This is a genomic window from Pseudobdellovibrionaceae bacterium (assembly GCA_020635075.1).
Taxonomy (GTDB): domain Bacteria; phylum Bdellovibrionota; class Bdellovibrionia; order Bdellovibrionales; family UBA1609; genus JADZEO01.
Genome location: JACKAM010000001.1, coordinates 943852 through 964054, shown reverse-complemented (window position 1 = coordinate 964054; position 20203 = coordinate 943852). Strand labels below are relative to the sequence as shown.

The following is a 20203-nucleotide window of genomic DNA, read 5'->3' as shown; positions in this document are numbered from 1 at the left end:
GATATTTAGGCGGCCGCTGAGGGGTCGAGTTGGCGTTTCAATTGCTCTAAAGAGTCACAGAGATGAAGGAGAAACCCATGAAATCCCTATTGACCATGATTGCCGCTCTTATGTTTCTGGTCGCTGCTCACAGGGCCCTAGCCTCTGGCGTCAATCACCAGACCACCAGCCCCTCAGCCAAAGTGCAGATGATGAACCCTCCCCAAGAAGCTGCCCCGCGCAGTTTTACCTGCAAATTCCACTCGGGTGATGTGGGCACCATCGTCGGCGTTGGCGCCAGCCGGAATGCAGCCCATGCAGATGCGGCTGAGAAGTGTTTTGATCGACGAGTATCACTTTATGAAAGCGTCCGCGGTCAAAAAGTGGATATGGACCGTGGCCAACTTCTAATTGATGCCTGCGTTAACCTCACCTGCAGCTAAAAAGGACCGACTATATGGATAGCAAATGGGCATTGGCACTGGTTGCTCTGGCACTCATTGTTTTTGTACTGAGCAAGACAGGACTGCCTGCCATGAACGCCGTAACACAAGGCGCAAATAATTCTCTGCAAATTTTTAACCGGTGACCAGTTGATACTGGTCTAAGTTTGCTTGAGTCAGATTGGCTCCACTTTTTCCCTCAAATCAAAACCAAGTTACTTTGAGGTTGGCACATCCTGTGCTCAAAGGCATGAGTGTATCACAAGTTTTATCTTGTGCTGATTGATCCAAGAGGGGGAAAAATGAAGAATACACTTATGGCCATTACCGGCCTTCTTACTGCTTTATCTATGATGAATGCCAACGCCGACAGTTTTGACTTCGGCCATGCCCGTCCCGGTCATCCGGGAATGAACCTGCCGGGTAACGATTTTGGTGATTTGGTTCGACCTGATCGCCCTGGCCGCCCGGGAAGACCTGGTCGTCCCGACCGTCCCGTTAGGCCCGGTCGCTTCGAACAAGTGGAAATCTACTATGGCGATCAACACTTTGTTGGTCGTGACAGTGTCCTCTATCTGAAGCGCGAAATCATGAACCAACATCCCTATATGAGTCTGCAGGATTACGACCTGGAAGGCGTGACTCTAGTCGCCAAGTCTAAAATGGGTCGTGGTCAAGCCGAGCTCATGGTTGGCAACTCCAGTCAGGATCGGGGAACAATTGGTGGCGACCCACGGGATTTCCAAAGCGCTATGGAATACACTTTTGACCGGGTTCAGTTAAATAACTACAGCGGCCGCGATAACGGCGCTTGGCAGATTCACATGGACGGCAACATCAAAGTTCGTTCTGTTATTGTTTATCTGCAGCGCGAGTTCTCACGTCCACCTCACCCTCCCCGTCCTCCTCGTCTGACAACTGTCGAGCTTGGAACCGACAAGGCTGACAAAGTGATTGAAGATCGCGAGAGCTTCAGCGCCAACCAGCACAATGTGGGTGAGATCATCATTCAAGGACGTGACGAAGTCGTCGATATCCGCGAAGTGGTCGTTGTCTTCGGCAACGGCGACCACCAAAGGATGTGGGAGCTTGAAGGCTATGTTCGTGATGGTGAAAGTCGTCGTGCTCAGCTTTACGGTTTGCGCAATGTACAGCGAGTCATTGTCACTGCGACCTCGCCAAATTTGATTGGCAGCCGCGGAAAGTACGCTGTCCTTTTGGGGGTAGCCCGCTAAGACCTGAATCCTAGACATTAGGATGAGTCATTCACTGAAAACCTCGGAAGAATTGTCCTTCCGAGGTTTTTTTATTAGTCTGGCCAAGCATGAGCAAATTTCCCAGATTCAACACCACCTTGATCCCCTTTACTTTTGGCCCACTTGGTCTTTTCGCAGGCCTTTTCCTAGTCGGCTGCCTGCAAACAGGTGGCAGCGACTCTCCCATTTATTCCTTTATACCCGACGTGGAGGTTGAGTGCGCGGTCGACGCTGTTCCCAGCTGCAACAGCTCGGGTAAAATCATCTATGTCGGATTGACTTCAGATACCGATGTGGACTGTGAAAGCTACCTGGTGGTTCTCAGTTCGACCAATTTTGCCTTTTCCTTTGATGGCTCAGGTAGCGCCACATCAAGCTATGATGGATTGGCCATAAGAGGGACCGTTTCGAGTTGGCGAGGCTCCCAAGGGCAGATCATAGGTGAACTGGAAAAGCGCACCTATAGAATTTGCGCCTATATCGATTCCAACGGCGATGGCAACCTGGATGTCAACGAGCCAGTCGGCTCTGGGCTTCTCTCTCCCGGCAGCTCCACTGTCCAATTGACAGACTGGTTTGCCTACTTTTTCCTCTAAATGAACTTCCTTGACGCAGACTGATATTTCTCCCCCCTGCATCTTTTATTTTTGCCAAATTTGGGTTGAAGTAGAGGGCGATAAGTTAATCATTACAGGAGGACAACAGGTGATTGAGCGTCTCAGTAACATAGGTCTGGAATTTAAATGTCAGTTAGCTCCAGATCAGGACGATTTGATCCGCGAAATCGGCTATTCCGCGGCCACTCACAAGTTTGTGCTCCTGCGCCAACAAACACATCTCACGGCAGGTCGCTTTGTGGACATTACCAAGAAGTTTGGCCTGCACGCCCCTCAGGACACCTGGGCCAACCACAAGGAGCATCCTGAGATTTTCCGCGTCACCAACAAGGTCATTGATGGTGAACACATGGGCTGGTTCGGGGACCGGGAGCTACTGTGGCACTCCAATGGAGTCCTCCACTCCGACCCTGAGGACTGTGTGGCCATTTGGTGTGTTGACCCTGCCCAAGGAACCGGCGGCGACACCTGGTTTAATGACAATCAGCTGGCCTACGAGGATCTTCCTGATTCCTTCCGACGCGAATTGGAGCAACTTCACTGCATCTACCGCCCCTTCGCTGAGATTCATGGCAATCAAGGATTTTACAACTTCGACGATTTTGAGGCCAAGGAATTTGAGAAGATGGCCAATCGGATCCGCCCGGGAGAGGAAACGGGGCAGAAGGCCAACTGGATAGATCAATGGCAAACCACTGACGGGATTGTAAAGAAGCTTGTTGTGGATCACCCCGTCACCGGCGAAAAAGGCCTTTATTTCCCTTTTACCATGATTGCCTCATTCAAAGAACTCAGTCAGGCCGAAGGCAAAAAGGTCTTTGATCGCCTGGTGGAGCACGTGATTCAGGACAAGTATGTCTACAAGCACAAGTGGTCTAAGGGTGATTTGGTGTTTTCGGATCAAGTGCACAGCATTCACAAGAGGACGCCTTTCACAGGTATTCGCGAGGTCTTTCGCACCACTTTTTGGTACAATCTGAATGCGCCTCAAAAACAACAGGCTCGAGCATCCCTCGATGCCCATTTAAATTGAGGTGTTTGGTGTACCGCCTTCTCATCCCACTGGTTCTGCTTTTCGGATGCCAGATGGTGCAAAAATCTCCCCATTACCCAATTCCAAAGAGCCAACTCTTGAAGTGCCAAGGGGACACCAGCCAGGTTCAGGTCGAATATCTGCGCAAAGACCAGGACTATGACCTGGTCCAACTGCAAACGGATAGGGCCAAATACGTCTTCGGCAAAGAGCCTTGGCAAGTGATCTCGTCAATTTCTCGTCTCATACTGATTGACGACAAACACGAGATTCGCCAGGAAGTCATCGAAGGGGATCTGTCGGACATCATGACCTTCCCTGAGGGAAAGGTTTATGCAGGAAAGATCCGAGAAACCAACCCCAGTGGGACCTTGATTCGCGAATTTTCGATTGAGGTGAAACCTCCCATTCAGTACGAATCTCCTCATTATGGAAAGATGGAGGTCATCCCTTTTCATGAAAAAATGTGGGGTGGCAAATGGTCCAGTGACTTGCTGCTGTATTTTTCCAAAGAGATGGGAACCAAGGTGTATTTCAAATATCGGAGCGACACTCTGGAAAGGGAATGCCATTTAGCTCAATCATCAGGAACCCCTCCTTAAGGATGTGATGTGCGGAATATTTTGATTTGCATTCCCCCGTTTCAAGATCAGGTTTACCTCCCCTATGTGGCTGGCCTGCTGGAGTCTCACTGCAATACCTACCCTGAACTAAAGATTCACTACAACTGGATGGAGCCCTTGTTTTTACCCGGGACTCCAGAAGCAATGCTCGGAAAGGTCAAGGGTCCGCTGGATCAAATTCACATTCTGGGACTGAGCTGTTATGACTGGAGCTGGGACGCAAATTTGGAAATCGCCCGCCTTGTCAAGATCGCTCATCCCAGCTGTCTGGTTGTCGCCGGTGGCCCCGGAGTTCCGTTTCGCGATCCCCAATTGTTTCGCAAATACCCTCAGCTGGATGTTGTCGTCGTCGAGGACGGCGAAATTCCTTTTGCCCGGATTCTCCAACAGCAGCTAAGTGACACTCCGAACCTGGAGAGTGTTTCCGGCCTGATCATCAACAAGTCTGGGTACACCCACGCCACCGGACCTTCGCAGAAGATCATGGAGTTTGCCCTGGTGAGCCCCTATCTTGACTCACCTCTTATGAATCAGGTGGCTCAGAAGTATGGCAAACTGAAATGGACCAAAGCCCTTTGGGAAACCAACCGGGGCTGTCCCTACAAGTGCCGGTTTTGCGATTGGGGCTCCAACACCTACTCAAAAATCCGCCAGGTCCCAATGGAACGCCTGAATCGCGAAATGGACTGGTTCTGCGAGCATGAGGTTAATGCTGTATTTATCGCCGATGCCAACTTCGGCATTCTACAAAGAGACCTGGAGATCACCGATCAGTTGATCGCTAAGACCCGCGACAGTAGCGTTGCCGAGGTTTACTGGGCGCCGACCAAAAACAAGGCTGAGCGGATATATGAGATTGGCAAGAAGCTCTACGACGCCAATTTGCTGGCCACCATCGTGGTCAGCATACAATCCACAAATCCCGACACTCTGGAAGTGATGGAGCGCATGAATCTCAGTACGGGAAAATACCTGGATCTCATCAAACGACTCCAAAAGGATCAAGTCTCGACAACTGGTGTTCTGATTATGGGCTGCCCAGGGGAATCTCTGAATGATTACAAAAAGTCCATCATTGACCTCCTCGAAATTGGTTTTCACGAGGAAATCCGTTGCCACATGTACACTCTTCTCCCCAACGCGCCAGCATCAGTCCCAGAGTATGTGGCAAAACATGAAATCCAGTCCAAATTGAGATCGGTGACGACTCAACGCTGTCTCCGAAGCGTTGGAACTCGCCCATTTGCGGGAAGGGCTCGGGTCATTACCAGCCACAGTCAGATGAGCGAAGGCGAATGGATGGAAATGGTACTTTATTCGACAATGATAATGGCCCACCACAACTTTGCCCTCACCCGCTTTCTCGCTATTTATTTCCATTCCACAGGGAAAATGGGCTACAGGGAGTTTTATGATAGGCTCTACGACCATTATTCATCCAGTTCAGGACTGATGAATCAGCAGTTTGATTTCCTCCGCAACCACTTTAAAACCTTTCTTGCCAAGCCAGACGCGCTTTACGTTCTCGACCCGAAGTTGGATGATTTTTTGTATGAACCAGAGGAGTGGTGGTTTATCCAGGCAGCCGTTAATTATGAGGAGTTCAGCCATGAGTTACAGGAATTTGCTTTCCATCACCTGAACCCAGCGGAAAACGACCCGGAGCTCCTACAGGATTTACTCAACTACCAAAGGGAGATCTGCATATCTCCAGACTACGACCGCAGAAAGGGCAAGACCTTCCCTTCTCTCTATGACTGGCCTCTTTTTTTCGCTCCACTGCTTCACTCTCAACCGGCAACTCCTCCGCAAAGAGGACGATTTCTCATCCGCATTGGCGACCAAAAAAACAGCTTCGGCATGTACCGCAAGGATTTGGATTGGGCTGAGTTAAGGGAGGCCACAAGCGAGGAACGGCTGGCGCGATTTGCTTTGCAAACAGTGTCCCCTTGCTACATTCGCCATGCGTCCACTTACTTTACCGATGTTGACTCCGAAATAATTTAAGGCAGCAGAGTTGGGTCGTGGGCCGCGCAAACCGAAGTCGGATAGTAATCAGTAAACCCACCCTCAATAATACCTCGATACGCCCGCATGACACAGTTGGGCCGCCCTTCTCCATCAAGATCATTATTATCCAAATAGGAGCTCACCCACCAAATTGCAGGATCAACAGGAACCCCAAGGATGGTGCCCCCTTGGTCCCAATCATAGTCACGATTATAATACTCCTCGGACCGACCCGTCCCCGTGATCATAGTGGTGTTACAGCCGATGATGGTAGTGTCCGGGGGGCATCGTGGCGCCTGTACCCGCCACTCATTAAAACCAGCTTCGTAGTTGGTAATGCCCAACAAATCGCCGGCAGCTCCCTGCAGAACACCCGGCCCCTGAAAGGCATTATAGCGAACCCCAGTTGCCCTATACCGTTTGGTGTGAGTTTTCATCCGGCACTTCCCGCCGACGAGGGTGCCGGAAAACAGCTGTTCACAAATTTCCTGGGCCGAACTGTTGGAGGCGCAGGTGTCCACCGCTCCGGTCGCCTGAACCAAATACATCATCAGTGGTACCACCACCGGCCGGTTGCCTCTGGCCCCGAGAGCATCGTCACTTTTTTCAGATCTAAGTTCCAGGTTCACGACATACTTGTCATAAACAATTCCCCCAACCGTTTTCGTGCCAACTGGCACCGGCGGGTTTTTAATCAGCTTAATGGTTTTAATGTCGAGCCCGGATCCAAATTTCCCCGGAGCCAGGGAAAAGAATACGTGTATTCCCGATCTCACATTCAGATTTAAAATATTGATGTCAGGACCGGGGAAAACCGTGCCCTGAAAGGTGTTTGTGCAAATTGCGTCGTCACGCAAGAATAGGGCTAAATCCGTTCCCAGAGCACGAAGCTCAGTTGTCTGAGTCGTGGCATGGAGGCTGGTCATAAAAAAACTGGTCGACCTCAAGGTCGCCAAGGTTAGGATCCCGAGAATCCCAACCGCCATGACCACCTGGACCAGAGAAAAACCGCTCTGGTCAATGATCAGGGCGGACCTTTCCCGAAAACAATCATCATCCTCAGTTTCCACTGCTCTCACGCGCACGTCCATTTGTTTGCCAGGTTTCGTGAGTCTACCACTGCTCTCTTAGACCTTTCAGTTACTTCATCGCCTGTAACTGAGCCTTTGTTTTTTCCTCGGAGTTGGTGCCACCCCCCTCAGACTGTTTGCTGACATCTGGGCGGGCGTTTCCATTCTCCACTTCGGCTCTCTTGCCTTCTTTTGCAGCGGGCTGCTGAGGCTTAAGTGGATTTGCCTCCCGCCTCTCTTCCTTTTTAATCTCAATCGGTTTTACCAATTGATTACGATGAGGAGAGTTCATCATCGCTTCCAAAACCTGATTTGCCTGGGTCTTTGAACTGACAAAGGCTGTCGTGGCGACGGTTTCATACACCGTTCGCCCCTCTCGATGTCGGCCACCGGCAGTTGCCCTCCGGATGACCAAGGTGGGAGTTCCGTTTTTGTCCACGTAGACATTTGGGTTCTCGCTCACATGGACCTGACCATTATCATAGATGTAATACTTTTTGCCCGCCTGCTTGCCGTGAGCAGGAGATAAGAAAAAGAAAAAGGCTATAAGCCCCACCAGGCCTTTCAAAGCCCAAGTGGCAATTCCACAGTTACTCATAACACGTCCCTCCGACCGTCATTTCCGTGACGATTCTTTCCTTTAATTTTAGCGAGATGCCGTTTGGAACACGATGGTATTTTGGGCGATCGAGATATTATGATACGCCCTGCATAGAAGTTGGAGACTTTGCCATCACCTTAGTTTTGAATTTCTGTCGACAACAATGACAGCCCCATTTTTGGACGAAGAACGCCTCAATTAGGCTCTGTCTGCTGCCACCTAAACCCGAACCCCAAGGGTCAGCCCCTCGCCGGTAGGGAAAATGGTGGTCTTCCAGTGAGGGGACCCTGCTAAGTGGGAATTAAACTCCTGAAGAGCAAATACGGAGGTCGCGTCGGCCTGGGGAGGGTCCTGAGCAATCCGTCCAAAGGCAAAGGTGTTGTCGCCAATAACAAGCCCACCCTTGCGAAGGTGGGACTCAGCCCATTTGAGATACTCCGGATAGTTGCCTTTGTCGGCGTCAATGAAGACCAAATCAAAAGGCCCCTCATGCTCAATTTGCGGGAGCCGTTCAAGGGCTGGGCCCACATAAAGAGAAACCTGATTTTCCAAGCCAGCCATTTTGAAGTTGCGATGGGCCACCTGGGCATGGAGTGGGCTGTATTCAAAAGTATAGAGGTGCCCGCCGTCCCCCATCCCTCGCAGCAAACAGATCCCCGAATAACCCGCTAGGGTTCCGATCTCCACAGTCTTTTTTGCTCCAGAAAGGAGGGCGAGAATCTCCAAATGACGACCATCCAAACCGCCCACCTGAATCTCAGGCATTCCAGCCGCCAGGGCTTCTTGTCGCGATGCTTCAAGGATGGGGTCCTCAGGTCTCAGTAGGTCGTATACATACTTCCCTATCGCCTGATCACTATTGCCAAAACTTTTATCCATTTAGGGCTCCAGGCTATTATGGTTTTCACGAATTGCATTTTCATTCCCAATCACGGTAGACTCTGCCCACTATGGGAATCATGAACACGCTTTTAGACTTTCTGTTTGGCAAGAACAACGACATCTTTGATGAAAACGGCCAGGTTCGCCACAACCTTCCCCAGAACAAGTGGGATGCTTGGCAACAGCGTTATCAAAGCAGCCCTGAGTACAATTGGAAAAACCACTCTGGGATGAAGGCCAAGGAAAAGAAGAGCTCCCATCGCTAGCTCAGTCTCGCTTTCCTAATTCAGTACTGATCCTTTCTCACCAAAAAAACGAAAGTTTAGTGAGTTTGCCGGACTCTTGTCCAGAATAGTGCCATTTTGGAACCCTTTTAATCCTTTCCTCTAGGAGGAGCGCTTCGACGTGGCCTATTCTTTGTTCGCAACAACCAATTAAGCGTTCATTCGAGGAAAGGATTCCCCCTATGATAACAAAAAGGATTTTGTTTACGCTCGCACTGATGGCCGGAGTTGGGTTCGGTCTGTCCATGACTTCACCGGAATATCTGTGCACGGGCTTCGTCGAAGAAAACAATATGAATATTCCCGTCGGTGCCACCGCCGGTGGCCTTACTGAGGCCGAATTCAATGATGTGCTGGATGCCGTTCAACAGGTCTACGGCCCCATCATTTCAGCAAAAGGTGGCAACCTAATGATTCGCCGCTTGTGGAGCGATGGAACAGTAAACGCCTCAGCCATGCGCAGTGGCCGCAACTATGTGGTCAACATGTATGGCGGTCTCGCCCGTCACCAGGAGATCACCAAAGACGGCTTTGCTCTGGTTGCCTGTCACGAAACTGGCCACCATATTGGCGGCACCCCAAAGGCCGGCGGTTGGTTCAACACCTGGGCAAGCAACGAAGGTCAGAGCGACTATTTTGCCGTCCTCAAGTGTTTACGCCGGGTTTTTACACCTGAAGAAAATCTGGAATATGTAGAGAAGAACACCATCGACCCCTTCCTCGCCGGAGAGTGCGCACAGAAGTTTCCGGGCGAAGAGGCCACTGCTCTTTGTATTCGCACCTCAATGGCTGGTATGTCCACGGCACTTTTGTTCAAAGATCTTCGTAAGGAAAGTGCTGACCCCGGCTTTGACAGTCCAGACCCCAACCAGGTCAATCAAACCGATGATAATCATCCGGGGACCCAGTGTCGCTTGGACACCTACTTTCAGGGTTCACTCTGTACGGCTGATGTGAACGACGACGTCCACGACTCTGATCCCCGTCAGGGCACGTGCACTCGTACAGCAGGCTTTCTTGCCGGCTTGCGCCCACGTTGTTGGTACAAACCCAATTAAGCGAAGCTTCTGTATTAATCGTTGTGTTCTTTAGCCAATTCGTTTTGCAGAGCCCTGGCACGCGCCAGGGCTTCTTTTTTTCCGGCGACCTCTCCGGCAATTTGCGCTCTGTAGAGGTCATCTAAAACCAATCCCATTTCAGGACCTGGAGAAAATCCTAGTGCCGACAGGTCCCCACCTTTGACCCATGGGTGAGGCAACTTCCCTGTTTTGGGATCGACTCTCCACAGATACTCCTGATGGATAAAAAGCACCTGCTCCTGCCCCACATTTTCCTGAGCCGCAACCGCCATGGCAAAGTCAAGCAGGGTCAATCCCTCTGGATGATCAAGGAGCAACAACTTTCCCACCTCAAAACTTGGGAGAGTGGTCCGTGGGAAAGGCTTAAAGTCATCGCTCTCTGTCACTTCCAACAATTCCCGATAGTGAGTCAAAACAAACACTGTCTCACTGATTTCCTGGTTGGAACACTTCAGTCTGCGCAAGATCAGTTCGACCAAACCCTTAACCAAGGGTGGCCAGTCATCCGCACTGACCAATTCCTGCCTCAGCCCCTCCACCTCTTGCCACAATAGTAAAGACCATAGAATCCCAGGCCTTGCCTCATCCCCTAACAATTGCCCCAAGTGTTTGCTCTTACGCGCGGCCAGTTCCTGGTTGATGGAAAAATAACCCAATTCTGGAAGCACCTCTATGGCCAAACCGCTGACTTGTAAATCGTGCAGTGCCTGGATACGGTTTTTAAGGCTCAACATTTTTTTTATCTCTGCCGTCACCCTTTCCTGAGACACCACGCAGACTTCCTTGGCCCAATCACAAACTGCCTTAAACGTCGCCCGTTCAATATCAAAACCCAGTTGAGCGGCAATGCGGACAGCTCTCAAAATCCGCAACCGGTCTTCGGCAAATCGCTTTTGGGGGTCGCCAACCGTGCGCAGGAGTTTTCGTTCTAGGTCAGCAATGCCACCCACATAATCGATCACTTTGTGTTCAGACAAATCATAAAAAAGGGCGTTGACGGTAAAATCCCTTCGGCCCGCATCATCTTCGGGCGTGGAAAACGTGACCTTTTCTGGATGCCGGCCGTCCTGATACTCCCCATCTAAACGGAAGGTGGCCACCTCAATCTGAAATCCATCGAAGGGCAAAATGACCACGCCAAACTGCTTCCCCACCGCCAGGGACTTCGGAAACAAGGCTTCGATTTCATCGGGATTGGCACTCGTGGCAACATCGAAGTCGTTGGAAGGACGTCCCAAAAGGGCGTCACGAACACAGCCGCCAGCCAAGAAGGCCTGGTAGCCAGCCTCCGTCAGCCGACGACAAACCGACTCGACCTCCTTAAAGTGAGGATGGCGTGAGAAAATTTCCAAAGACTACAAGCCTCCGTCAGAATCGTGTACGTTTAAGCCATGAACCACCCTATCATGGCACAAATAGAGGACCAGATCAAAGCACTGGGATTTCAGCGGGTTGGCATGACAAGTCTGGAACCTGCCATCAGCCTCCGTCAGTATGAAGAGTGGTTAGCCAAAGACTATCATGGCGACATGACTTATCTGCAGACTCACCTTGCCCACAAAACAAGCCCAAGCAACCTTGTCCCGCGGGCCATCAGTGCCCTGGTGGTCTCCTGCAACTACTTCCCGGAAGTACCGGGAAGTACGGACCTCCCTTTTAAAGCCAACCGAGTCGCCCTTTACGCCCGAGGCGAGGACTACCATCATTGGTTCAAGGAACGCCTGGAGGCTCTTTGCCAGAGTCTCAGCGAGATGTATAAGGATCAGGTGTTTTGGCCGGCCACTGACTCGGCTCCACTGCTCGAGAGGGACCTGGCCTACCGGGCCGGACTGGGGTGGATTGGCAAAAACACCTGCCTGATTCACCGTCGCCAGGGGAGCCTGTTTTTTATTGGTGAAATCCTCACCAGCTTGCCAGCTCCGGCGACAGCGACTCCTTCACCTGACCACTGCGGAACCTGCCATCGCTGTTTGGATGTTTGCCCCACCCAGGCGTTTACCAAAGAAAGGGAGATGGATGCCAGAAAGTGCATTTCCTATTGGACGATTGAAGCCAAGACCAGCCCACCCCTGGAGTTGAGAGACAAAATGGACGGCTGGCTGTTTGGCTGTGACCTTTGTCAGACCGTCTGCCCCTGGAACGAGAAGATTTTTGGCCCCTCCCTTCGAGAGGCCCAATCTGTTTCTCCTTCAGACCCCGAGTTGGAATCAGAATTACGCCTCATTCTCACGACTTCAAACAAAGAGCTCAATCGTCAACTGAGAAGGACGCCATTAGCCAGGGCCGGGGGTAGGGGACTCAAACGCAATGCCCTGCTGGTGGCCGCCCATTACAGGCTCACCGGTCTCACCCCAGAAATCGAAATGTATTTGAGTCATCCCCGCCTTGGGGAACTGGCAGACTGGACTCTCAACAGAATCAGCTCACACCCATCCGCTTCAGAAGATCATTGATGTTTTCGCCAAAGTCCTTCGCTGTCCCTTGAGTCCCAGCAATCTTGAGAGAGCTTCTGGTGCCATCCTGAAACTGCTCGGAAACCCACTTCAGTCGATCGACCACAGTCAAATAAAGGGGGGAACTCAAATCAAAGTTCTTTTCTGATCCCACCTTCTCGACCATAGTCTGCAACATTTCCGTCATATCGAGAAGCAAACCAATCACAGCTTTGGCAAACCCACCTTGTTCTTCAGGAATTTGTGACCCCCGATAGCCCACCGTTTTACAAAGGCCTGCACAGGCCCCAATCTGATTTAACAAAGGGTCATTGTCCATGGCCGAGGCGAGGCTCATGGCTCCTCCCATAATTCGATCCACCTTTTGTCCGTAGCCGTCCAGTTCGTTCACCCGACCTGGGTCTTCTTCCAAATCCTCCAAGAGAGCCGTCAGGCGTGCGAGAATTTCCTGCGACTCTGATTTGAATTCCGTTACGACCTCGTCCATAATCAAAGGATACCTCTATGACAGAAACAGAAGCAAAAGAATTTCTCCCCATTCGCGTCTCCACCCTCCGGGGAGATTTAAAAATTTCCTTCGATGCTTACGTTCAGGTGGCAGGTAAGTTTATTCTCTATTGTCGTCTTGGCGACAGTTTTGAAGGCAGCCGCCTCACTCGCCTGAGAGAGAAAAAGCTCAAAAAGCTGTACATCCCCCCTGATCACGAGACGGCCTACCGAGCCTATCTGGAAGAATCCATTGAAACCGCATATGATCCTAAATCGGAAAAACCACTCAATGTCCGGGCCGAGGTGATTCAAGGCTCACAGCAAGCAGCAGCAGAAGAAGTCATGGATGCTCCAGAAAAGAAGGAATTTTACGACGAGGCCCGCAAAGGGTCCAAGCGCTTTGTGGAATTTCTCAAACGAGAAACTTTTGGCCTTAAAGCCGTTCAAGATGTTCACAATGTCGACATGAACCTGGCCCACCATGGGGTTTCCGTGGCCAGTCTCTCGGTCGGGATCGCTGAGAAACTGGGGTTTACCGAGAAATTCCCTCTCGACATACTTTCCCTTGGCTGCTTCCTGCACGATATCGAACACCACTACACTCCCGTTGATTACACCCGCCCGTTGAACTCCATGAATCCAGGCGAAAAGCAATTGTACCTTCAGCACCCGCAAAAGGGAGTCGATCGGGTCAAAGGTTATAAGCACTTTGACGAAGCCGTCATGCGCATTATTCTTGAGCATGAAGAGCACATCGATGGCAGTGGATTCCCTAAGGGCCTTCGTGAACTCCAGCTTGACCCGATGGTGATGATTGCCTCGACGGCCAATGCCTTTGACCGCTATGTGAGCTTTTACAAAATGAGCCCCAAAGAGGCGCTCAAAGAACTTTTGGTGAACAAGATCGCCCAGCATCCTCTTGAATACATGAAGGCCCTCCAGGACGAGCTCAAGTTCCAGTCTTTAATCTGAATTGAATCTTAAAGCTCCTTATTACTGGCGTCACAAATTGGCCGCCTTGCCTGCCTCCCATGGACGAAGTATAAAGAGAGGTTCTGAAAGGAGAACTTATGGCAATTGAATTACCGGCGCTGCCGTATTCCAATGATGCGTTAGCCCCTCACATTTCACCTGAAACCATCGAGTACCACTACGGCAAACACCACAAGGCTTATGTGGACAAGCTCAACGGCATGATTGAGGGGACTGAATTTGCAAAGATGTCTCTAGAGGAGATCGTTAAGAAATCCTCGGGCGGAATGTTTAACAATGCTGCTCAGGTTTGGAACCACACCTTTTATTGGAACTGCCTGAAACCCAAAGGGGGCGGAGAGCCTACTGGGGCTTTGGCTGATAAGATTAAAGCTGACTTCGGATCATTTGCGACCTTTAAAGAGCAATTCACCCAAGCCGCTGCCACACAGTTTGGCTCTGGCTGGGCCTGGTTGGTGAAAAATGCCGGTGGCAAATTGGCTGTGGTTGCAACAGCGAATGCGGAGAACCCAATGACTAAGGGGACTACTCCACTGTTGACCTGCGATGTTTGGGAGCACGCCTATTACATCGACTACCGAAATGCTCGGCCCAAATACATCGATACCTTCTGGAATCTTGTAAACTGGGACTTCGTTGCCAAGAATCTTTAGGCGCGCTTGCTAGGAGGATGTGGCCGCCTCTTGAGGCTCCATTTCCTCACCCTGATAAAGACCTTGAAAGTGGAAGGCCGCCCTCTTGAGGCGGTTTTCTAATATTTGGCGCAAGTCCTTACGAAACACCAAATCGTCCAAGACATGACCCACTAATCCAAAAGGCAACTCATAGTCGACCACATCGGTAACCAGAGTCTCATTTTTGCCGTGGGTAGAAAATTTTTGGGTATGTACCCACTTGCGAAACACTCCCTCCGTTTGCCGGTAGGTCATGACTGTTCCCCTCGTCAGATCCTCCACCCGGTAACGCACCTGCTGAGAAATTCCGACTCGCGTCATCAAGTAGGTGAATTCCGCACCTTTCTGGAGTTCAGGCTCGGCATTGACGACTTCCACATCAATTCGCCCTTCCAGCAAATGGGGAACCCTTCTCGGGTCGCAGAGAAAGTCAAACACCTCTTTAATGGGGCCGGGAACGACTAGGGAGCAATTAATATGTGCCATGGGAAAATCATAGGTGGACTCTTACCTTTGGTCATGAAGTAGTGCGCAGAGTCATCGCGCTTCATTCGAAAGTTTGCGTCATGGGAATTGTGTTGCCACCGACTCGGATTCTTTCTATCAAGGGTTCGATGAAAAATTTCCAAAACTTTTGCATACTTATTCTCTTTTTGGCCGCTCCCTTGGCTGGTGCATCAGTTTCGATTGAAGGGGTGGTTCGTCGCCAGGACAACATCCTTCTGATTCAACTTGCAGAGACCGGTGTGGAACATCAGATCTTCACCCGTAACCCTCACGTGATGGACGATCTTCGCAGCTTGGAAACCGGCGATTACCTCTCCGGAAAAGGCTGGGTCTACGGCATCAATGGGACCGTGGAAATGACGACGGTCGAATTTGTTGGCCTCAAAAAATTATTGGGCATTTGGCGAACTCCCAGTTGGGAGGTTTTTGATTTCAAGAATTTTAGCCGTCTCGATTTATACGAACCGACCAATTCCAAGACCCTTAATGTAGTTCAACTGCGCAGCCTCCGCTACACAGTCGCTCCTGACGGCGGCCATGCCTGGTCGATCCTGATTGTCGACTCCAATTCTGTCGACGTGGGCAGTCTTTCTGTCAGCCAGGAGGCCATCCGCATTGACCTGTTTGATCCTCAGACCGGAGACGTGGCCAAAACCATTCAGCTCAAACCATTTAAGTGGTAAGTGAATCTCCGAAGTTTGCTAAAGCCTGGTAGGTGTTATGTCGGCCTTTTTGCCTATATCCGCTGATCTTTTCTTTTCCAAACAGGATAAACTTGATCCCCGCCTCGGCGAGCTGGTGCAGATTTTTTCTGCCCAAGGGCCCATCCAAAAGGACCATATTTATCTTTTGGGCTACCCTGACGATGAGGGCATTCGACTCAATGGCGGTCGGCCAGGAGCACAAGATGGCCCCGACCGGATCCGCCAGTTTCTCTATCGCCTCACACCCCCTTACCGATCTGAAGCCCCCCGTTTATGGGAGGCGGGAAACCTCTCTCTCCAGTCAGACATTGAATCAAGGCATGAGACCGCACAGTCAATGGCCCAACAAATTCTTTCCTCCCATGGTCGAATTCTGAGTTTTGGTGGTGGCCACGACTATGGGTATCCGGATGGGGCGGCCTTTTTGGAGTCCTGCCGAACCACTGCAAATAATCGTAAGCCTCTCGTCATCAATTTTGATGCCCATCTGGATGTACGCTCCAGCGAAAAAGGCTTGTCGAGCGGCACCCCCTTTTACCGCCTCATGGAAAAGTATGGAGACTCTTTTGATTTGATAGAGCTCGGGATCCAATCTCAGTGCAACAGTTCCTATCACATTGACTGGTGTCGAGAACGCGGGGCTCGCCTGCTCTTTTGGGAGGACATCATGTTCTCTGGGGAGCCTGCCGCAGTTGTCGTTGGCCGTTTCCTCGAAGAAGAGCTCCTGCGTCCCCGTCCTGTTTTCTTGTCCATCGATATCGACGGATTTTCTTCATCCATCGCTATGGGCTGCAGCCAATCCTGGGCAACCGGCTGGTCGGCTGAGGAGTTCTTTCCGGTTTTCCATATGTTTCTCTCGCGCTGGGATGTCAGGTCACTGGGGATTTATGAAGTTTCCCCTCCCCTTGATCAGGACAACCGAACGGCCAAATTGGCAGCCCAAATTGCCCATCGCTTTATTTTTCACAACAAGGTGGGTGAATGAGTTCCGTTGAGAATTTTGAGTTTCGACCGGGATTTGGCAGCGACAACCACTCAGGCGTACATCCCCGTCTGCTGGAGTTCCTGCTCCAGCTCAACCGCGGTCATGCCCACTCCTATGGAGGCGACGAGGTTAGTGCCTTGGCCTACGAGGAGTTCAAACGTCATTTTGGCGAGGACATCGATGTCCATTATGTGTTTAACGGCACGGCCGCCAATGTTTTGTGCTTGAATGCTCTGCTTAAGAGCTATGAGGCCGTCATCTGTTCCGACCAAGCCCACCTTCACCTGGATGAGTGTGCCGCCCCCGAGAAACACTTGGGCTGCAAGCTGATCCCTCTATCCACCACCGATGGCAAAATCACCCCTGAACAGGTTCTTCAGACCCTTAAACGCCGGGGAGACCAGCACCACGCCCAGCCAAAAGTCATTTCCATCACTCAGCCGACAGAACTTGGTACCGTCTACACGATCAAAGAAATGCAGGCCCTGGTCGAACTGGCCAAGGCCAACGACCTTCTCGTTCATGTGGATGGCGCACGATTTGTAAACGCGGCCATTCATTTACAGGTGGACCTCAAAGCTCTGACCAGCGGAATCGGCATAGACGCTCTTAGTTTTGGCGGCACAAAAAATGGCCTTTTAGGGGCGGAAGCTGTGATTCTTTTTGGCCAGAGTCGGCGATCAGATTTTAAGTTCCTGCGCAAGCAGGCCATGCAGCTACCATCTAAGATGCGTTTTATTAGCGGTCAGTTTTTGCTCTACCTACAGGAGGGCTTGTGGAGAGAAATTGCCCTCCACTCCACAGGTATGGCGCAGCGGCTTAAGGCCGCTCTCCAGGAATTCCCACAGATCCAGATCTGTTACCCAGTCGAGAGCAATGCTTTGTTTGTCAAGATTCCCAAAGCATGGACGAAAAGACTCCGTGAACAGGCATTTTTCTATGTTTGGGATGAGGATTTGTGGGTCATGCGCTGGATGACGAGCTTTGACACCACCGAAAAAGATCTGCAAGATTTTGTATCATGTTTACGCCGTCTTCAAAGTGAAGAGCATTAAATTTAGTCAAGGGAGCTCACGATGAGTCAGTATCCACCCGTTCATTATCACGACTACCTGGCCCTGGACCGCATTTTGAATGCCCAGCAAAGACGAAGTGAGGAGTTTGGTGAACCGGCCCACGATGAAATGCTCTTTATTATCACCCACCAAACCTACGAACTGTGGTTCAAACAGGTTCTTCACGAAATCGATTCCATTATTGATATTTTTGCCCAGGGCCGCGTGCGCGAGGAAGACATGGGGACGGCCATTTCCCGCCTCGGCCGGGTGGTGGAGATTCAAAAGGTTTTGATTGATCAGATTCGCATCATGGAAACCATGACACCTTTGGATTTTCTTGATTTTAGAGATTACCTCTACCCCGCCTCCGGCTTTCAAAGTTTTCAGTTTCGTTTGGTAGAGAACAAATTGGGCCTTAAAGCCGACCATCGGATGCGGTACAATGAGGCGAGCTATCGTTCCTACGTTCGCCCTGAACAATCTCAAGCTCTGGAGAAAACGGAGAACACCCCGAGTCTTTTTGACGGTGTTGAAAGATGGCTGGAAAGAACGCCCTTCCTGCAGGTCGGCAATTTTGACTTTTGGAAAGTGTACCGGGAATCCGTCATGAAGATGTTTGACACTGAATCAGACGTCGTCAAGGTCAACCCGACACTGCAAGCTGGGGACAAGGAACGAAATATTCAAAACATTGAGGACGCGCGCAGCCTTTTTGAAGCCCTTTTTGACGAAAAGAGGTACCGCGATTCAGTGGACCGAGGGCTTTGGCACCTGTCCTATCCAGCGATTCATGCGGCCCTGTTTATTCAACTGTACAGACACCTGCCAGGCCTACAACTCCCCTTCAAACTCATTACCACTTTGTTAGATATTGATGAGCTGATGACAAGCTGGCGTTACCGCCACGCTCTGATGGCCAAAAGAATGATTGGCACTAAAATTGGAACTGGCGGATCCTCTGGCTACCAATATCTGCGAGAAGCAACCGACCGACATAAGATCTTTAATGATTTCTTCCAACTCACCACATTCTTTGTCCCTCGCTCGGCCCTGCCGGAGTTGCCTGCTGAGATCCAGAAGAAGTTGCGCTTTAACTACGAACTCTAGGATCTCACGGGAAGCCTTTCAGAGAGCCAGGGGAATGTCTGTCTCCACCTCTTGTCATGGATATCGTCCAGGAGATTCAGATAATGAATGGTTTCATCTAGAGAGGAACTCCCCTGGCCTCGGCCTCCTTTAAAGGCGGCCCGTAAAATTCCTGGCAAATTTTTCAGACTCGATTCATTGGCAAGTCGGGAGTTTCGCTTTTCAAGATCCCCTAGATACTGATCAACGAGAGCAAGCACCTCTTGTTGTACTCCAGCAGGGAGACTGGCCACCGAAATGCCCGTGGGAGTGCCAACCACATTCCAGTGAATGCGTGTGTGCAGGGGAGTCTCCATCCACTTCTCTCCCAAACCCTCAAGCCAATTGAGAAATCTTGGTATCTCAGCCACACTTAATATCTGAACCGTGTAAGCAAAACGCCACCTCCACGGGTTGCGGTTCCAAGACAACAACAGTTGCACAACTTCTTCGATCCGTTGCCACTTTGCCGGCGTGCGGATGTATTCGAATTGCTCGCCGACTCCATCGACAGAAAGCTGCAGGTCCAGGTTTTCAAAGTGGCTCCATCTTTCCAGAGTCTCATTGGTAATCTGCGTGGCATTTGTGTTGTAGTCCAAAGTAATGTGCCCGGCATCCCCAGAATCAATGAGAGTGTCGAGAATTTTATCGTGGTTTTTGAATAGAAGCGGCTCGCCACCAGCAAACTGGATCTCCCGCAGCTGCCGAGCATGATCGCGAAACCACTCCACCACAGAAGGGTCATCGCCCCACTTAGGAGTTCCGCCTTCGATAATTTCGGTATGTTTTAAATAGCTCGGCCTACGGGTTGGGCCAGGCCAAGGCGACTCCATCAATTTTTTGAATACCGACTTCCAACTGGTGGAAAACTCAGGTGTGCACATCACACAGGTCAAATTACACACATGGCTGAGGCGAGCATCAACGGCCACGGGAGGAAGATCAATCCGCCCCTCCCCATCTGTGGCTGCGAGCAAGGCAATGGGGTCGACTTTCATAATTTCCGCCCAATAATAAATCTGACCCTTGCGCTTACTCATGACCCCATTTTCTTCCTGATACCGACAGTAATAGCACTCCTTAGGCCACTCTCCCGCCATCATGGCCTTACGTGCTTGGCATACACTTGGATGATTCCAATACTGGTCCAACCCCTCTCCTCTCTCTATTCTGAGATTCTCCCCATCCTCATTAACAAAACATTTCGATGAGCAGCAGGCTTTCAGTTTCCCGCTTGGATCAATTGTGATCTTGGACCACAATAATGGACAAAAGGTGGTCGGCAATCCACCTCGCTCCTTAAGGGAAAAAAAGTATCCATTTGCCACAGAATCCTCC

Annotated in this window: 22 protein-coding genes; 15 read left to right on the top strand and 7 right to left on the bottom strand. The window is 50.8% G+C overall.

The features are described 5' to 3' along the window. The first annotated feature begins 77 nt into the window (after positions 1 to 77). From H6624_04155 to H6624_04130, 6 genes are all read left to right on the top strand, one after another. A complete protein-coding gene (locus H6624_04155; protein MCB9083508.1) occupies positions 78 to 422 on the top strand; it encodes a hypothetical protein in 345 nt (114 codons plus the stop codon). Between the two features lie 302 nt (positions 423 to 724). Further along, the gene (locus tag H6624_04150) at positions 725 to 1657 is read left to right on the top strand and encodes a hypothetical protein (protein ID MCB9083507.1); all 933 of its coding nucleotides are present in this window, start codon (positions 725 to 727) and stop codon (positions 1655 to 1657) included. A gap of 89 nt (positions 1658 to 1746) precedes the next feature. Then, positions 1747 to 2274, top strand: a complete 528-nt coding sequence (locus tag H6624_04145) for a hypothetical protein (protein ID MCB9083506.1) — start codon at positions 1747 to 1749, stop codon at positions 2272 to 2274. Positions 2275 to 2383: 109 nt separating this feature from the next. Then, positions 2384 to 3328 carry a TauD/TfdA family dioxygenase gene (locus H6624_04140; protein MCB9083505.1) on the top strand — a complete coding sequence of 315 codons (945 nt, stop codon included), beginning with the start codon at positions 2384 to 2386 and terminating at the stop codon, positions 3326 to 3328. Positions 3329 to 3336: 8 nt separating this feature from the next. Further along, a complete protein-coding gene (locus H6624_04135; protein MCB9083504.1) occupies positions 3337 to 3930 on the top strand; it encodes a hypothetical protein in 594 nt (197 codons plus the stop codon). Positions 3931 to 3939: 9 nt separating this feature from the next. Then, entirely contained in the window at positions 3940 to 5958 is a 2019-nt protein-coding gene (locus tag H6624_04130) for a radical SAM protein (GenBank protein MCB9083503.1), read from the top strand. Here the strand turns inward: H6624_04130 and H6624_04125 are convergent. The 3 genes from H6624_04125 to H6624_04115 all read right to left on the bottom strand — a co-directional run bounded on the left by H6624_04125 (position 5955) and on the right by H6624_04115 (position 8511). Beyond that, positions 5955 to 7040: a hypothetical protein gene (locus H6624_04125; GenBank protein MCB9083502.1), complete on the bottom strand. Its 1086-nt coding sequence runs from the start codon at positions 7038 to 7040 to the stop codon at positions 5955 to 5957. The genes H6624_04130 and H6624_04125 overlap by 4 nt on opposite strands. 61 nt (positions 7041 to 7101) lie before the next feature. Next, complete coding sequence (locus tag H6624_04120; protein MCB9083501.1) at positions 7102 to 7629, bottom strand: hypothetical protein; 528 nt, start codon at positions 7627 to 7629, stop codon at positions 7102 to 7104. 222 nt (positions 7630 to 7851) lie between these two features. After that, positions 7852 to 8511 (bottom strand): O-methyltransferase, encoded by a 660-nt coding sequence (locus H6624_04115; protein MCB9083500.1) that lies wholly within the window; start codon positions 8509 to 8511, stop codon positions 7852 to 7854. 71 nt (positions 8512 to 8582) lie between these two features. Between H6624_04115 and H6624_04110 the strand changes: the two genes are divergently transcribed. Together H6624_04110 and H6624_04105 are read left to right on the top strand one after the other, a co-directional pair. After that, positions 8583 to 8780, top strand: a complete 198-nt coding sequence (locus H6624_04110; GenBank protein MCB9083499.1) for a hypothetical protein — start codon at positions 8583 to 8585, stop codon at positions 8778 to 8780. Positions 8781 to 9091: 311 nt separating this feature from the next. Then, positions 9092 to 9856 carry a hypothetical protein gene (locus H6624_04105; protein ID MCB9083498.1) on the top strand — a complete coding sequence of 255 codons (765 nt, stop codon included), beginning with the start codon at positions 9092 to 9094 and terminating at the stop codon, positions 9854 to 9856. Positions 9857 to 9870: 14 nt separating this feature from the next. Here the strand turns inward: H6624_04105 and H6624_04100 are convergent, their stop codons facing one another. Next, positions 9871 to 11229 carry a CCA tRNA nucleotidyltransferase gene (locus H6624_04100; protein ID MCB9083497.1) on the bottom strand — a complete coding sequence of 453 codons (1359 nt, stop codon included), beginning with the start codon at positions 11227 to 11229 and terminating at the stop codon, positions 9871 to 9873. A 54-nt stretch (positions 11230 to 11283) separates the two neighbouring features. On the opposite strand from H6624_04100, the gene queG reads away from it, so the two are divergent. Beyond that, positions 11284 to 12330, top strand: coding sequence for a tRNA epoxyqueuosine(34) reductase QueG (gene queG / locus H6624_04095; GenBank protein ID MCB9083496.1), 1047 nt, complete (start codon positions 11284 to 11286; stop codon positions 12328 to 12330). Here the strand turns inward: queG and H6624_04090 are convergent. Next, positions 12296 to 12817, bottom strand: a complete 522-nt coding sequence (locus tag H6624_04090) for a hypothetical protein (protein ID MCB9083495.1) — start codon at positions 12815 to 12817, stop codon at positions 12296 to 12298. The two genes, queG and H6624_04090, sit on opposite strands and share 35 nt — an antisense overlap. Before the next feature lie 17 nt (positions 12818 to 12834). Between H6624_04090 and H6624_04085 the strand changes: the two genes are divergently transcribed. Next, a complete protein-coding gene (locus tag H6624_04085) occupies positions 12835 to 13791 on the top strand; it encodes an HD domain-containing protein (GenBank protein ID MCB9083494.1) in 957 nt (318 codons plus the stop codon). Between the two features lie 98 nt (positions 13792 to 13889). Continuing rightward, the gene (locus tag H6624_04080) at positions 13890 to 14465 is read left to right on the top strand and encodes a superoxide dismutase [Fe] (GenBank protein ID MCB9083493.1); all 576 of its coding nucleotides are present in this window, start codon (positions 13890 to 13892) and stop codon (positions 14463 to 14465) included. Between the two features lie 9 nt (positions 14466 to 14474). Here the strand turns inward: H6624_04080 and H6624_04075 are convergent, their stop codons facing one another. Then, positions 14475 to 14972, bottom strand: a complete 498-nt coding sequence (locus H6624_04075) for a hypothetical protein (GenBank protein ID MCB9083492.1) — start codon at positions 14970 to 14972, stop codon at positions 14475 to 14477. A 128-nt stretch (positions 14973 to 15100) separates the two neighbouring features. On the opposite strand from H6624_04075, the gene H6624_04070 reads away from it, so the two are divergent. From H6624_04070 to H6624_04055, 4 genes are read left to right on the top strand one after another with little or no spacing between them, the layout of a single operon-like run. After that, positions 15101 to 15676 carry a hypothetical protein gene (locus tag H6624_04070; protein MCB9083491.1) on the top strand — a complete coding sequence of 192 codons (576 nt, stop codon included), beginning with the start codon at positions 15101 to 15103 and terminating at the stop codon, positions 15674 to 15676. Between the two features lie 37 nt (positions 15677 to 15713). Next, positions 15714 to 16682 (top strand): formimidoylglutamase, encoded by a 969-nt coding sequence (locus tag H6624_04065; protein MCB9083490.1) that lies wholly within the window; start codon positions 15714 to 15716, stop codon positions 16680 to 16682. Continuing rightward, positions 16679 to 17737 carry an aminotransferase class V-fold PLP-dependent enzyme gene (locus tag H6624_04060; protein MCB9083489.1) on the top strand — a complete coding sequence of 353 codons (1059 nt, stop codon included), beginning with the start codon at positions 16679 to 16681 and terminating at the stop codon, positions 17735 to 17737. The genes H6624_04065 and H6624_04060 overlap by 4 nt, the downstream gene beginning before the upstream one ends. A gap of 21 nt (positions 17738 to 17758) precedes the next feature. Next, a complete protein-coding gene (locus H6624_04055) occupies positions 17759 to 18847 on the top strand; it encodes a tryptophan 2,3-dioxygenase (protein MCB9083488.1) in 1089 nt (362 codons plus the stop codon). Here H6624_04055 and H6624_04050 read toward each other — a convergent pair. Further along, positions 18844 to 20193 (bottom strand): twitch domain-containing radical SAM protein, encoded by a 1350-nt coding sequence (locus tag H6624_04050; protein ID MCB9083487.1) that lies wholly within the window; start codon positions 20191 to 20193, stop codon positions 18844 to 18846. The two genes, H6624_04055 and H6624_04050, sit on opposite strands and share 4 nt — an antisense overlap. Positions 20194 to 20203: the final 10 nt, after the last annotated feature.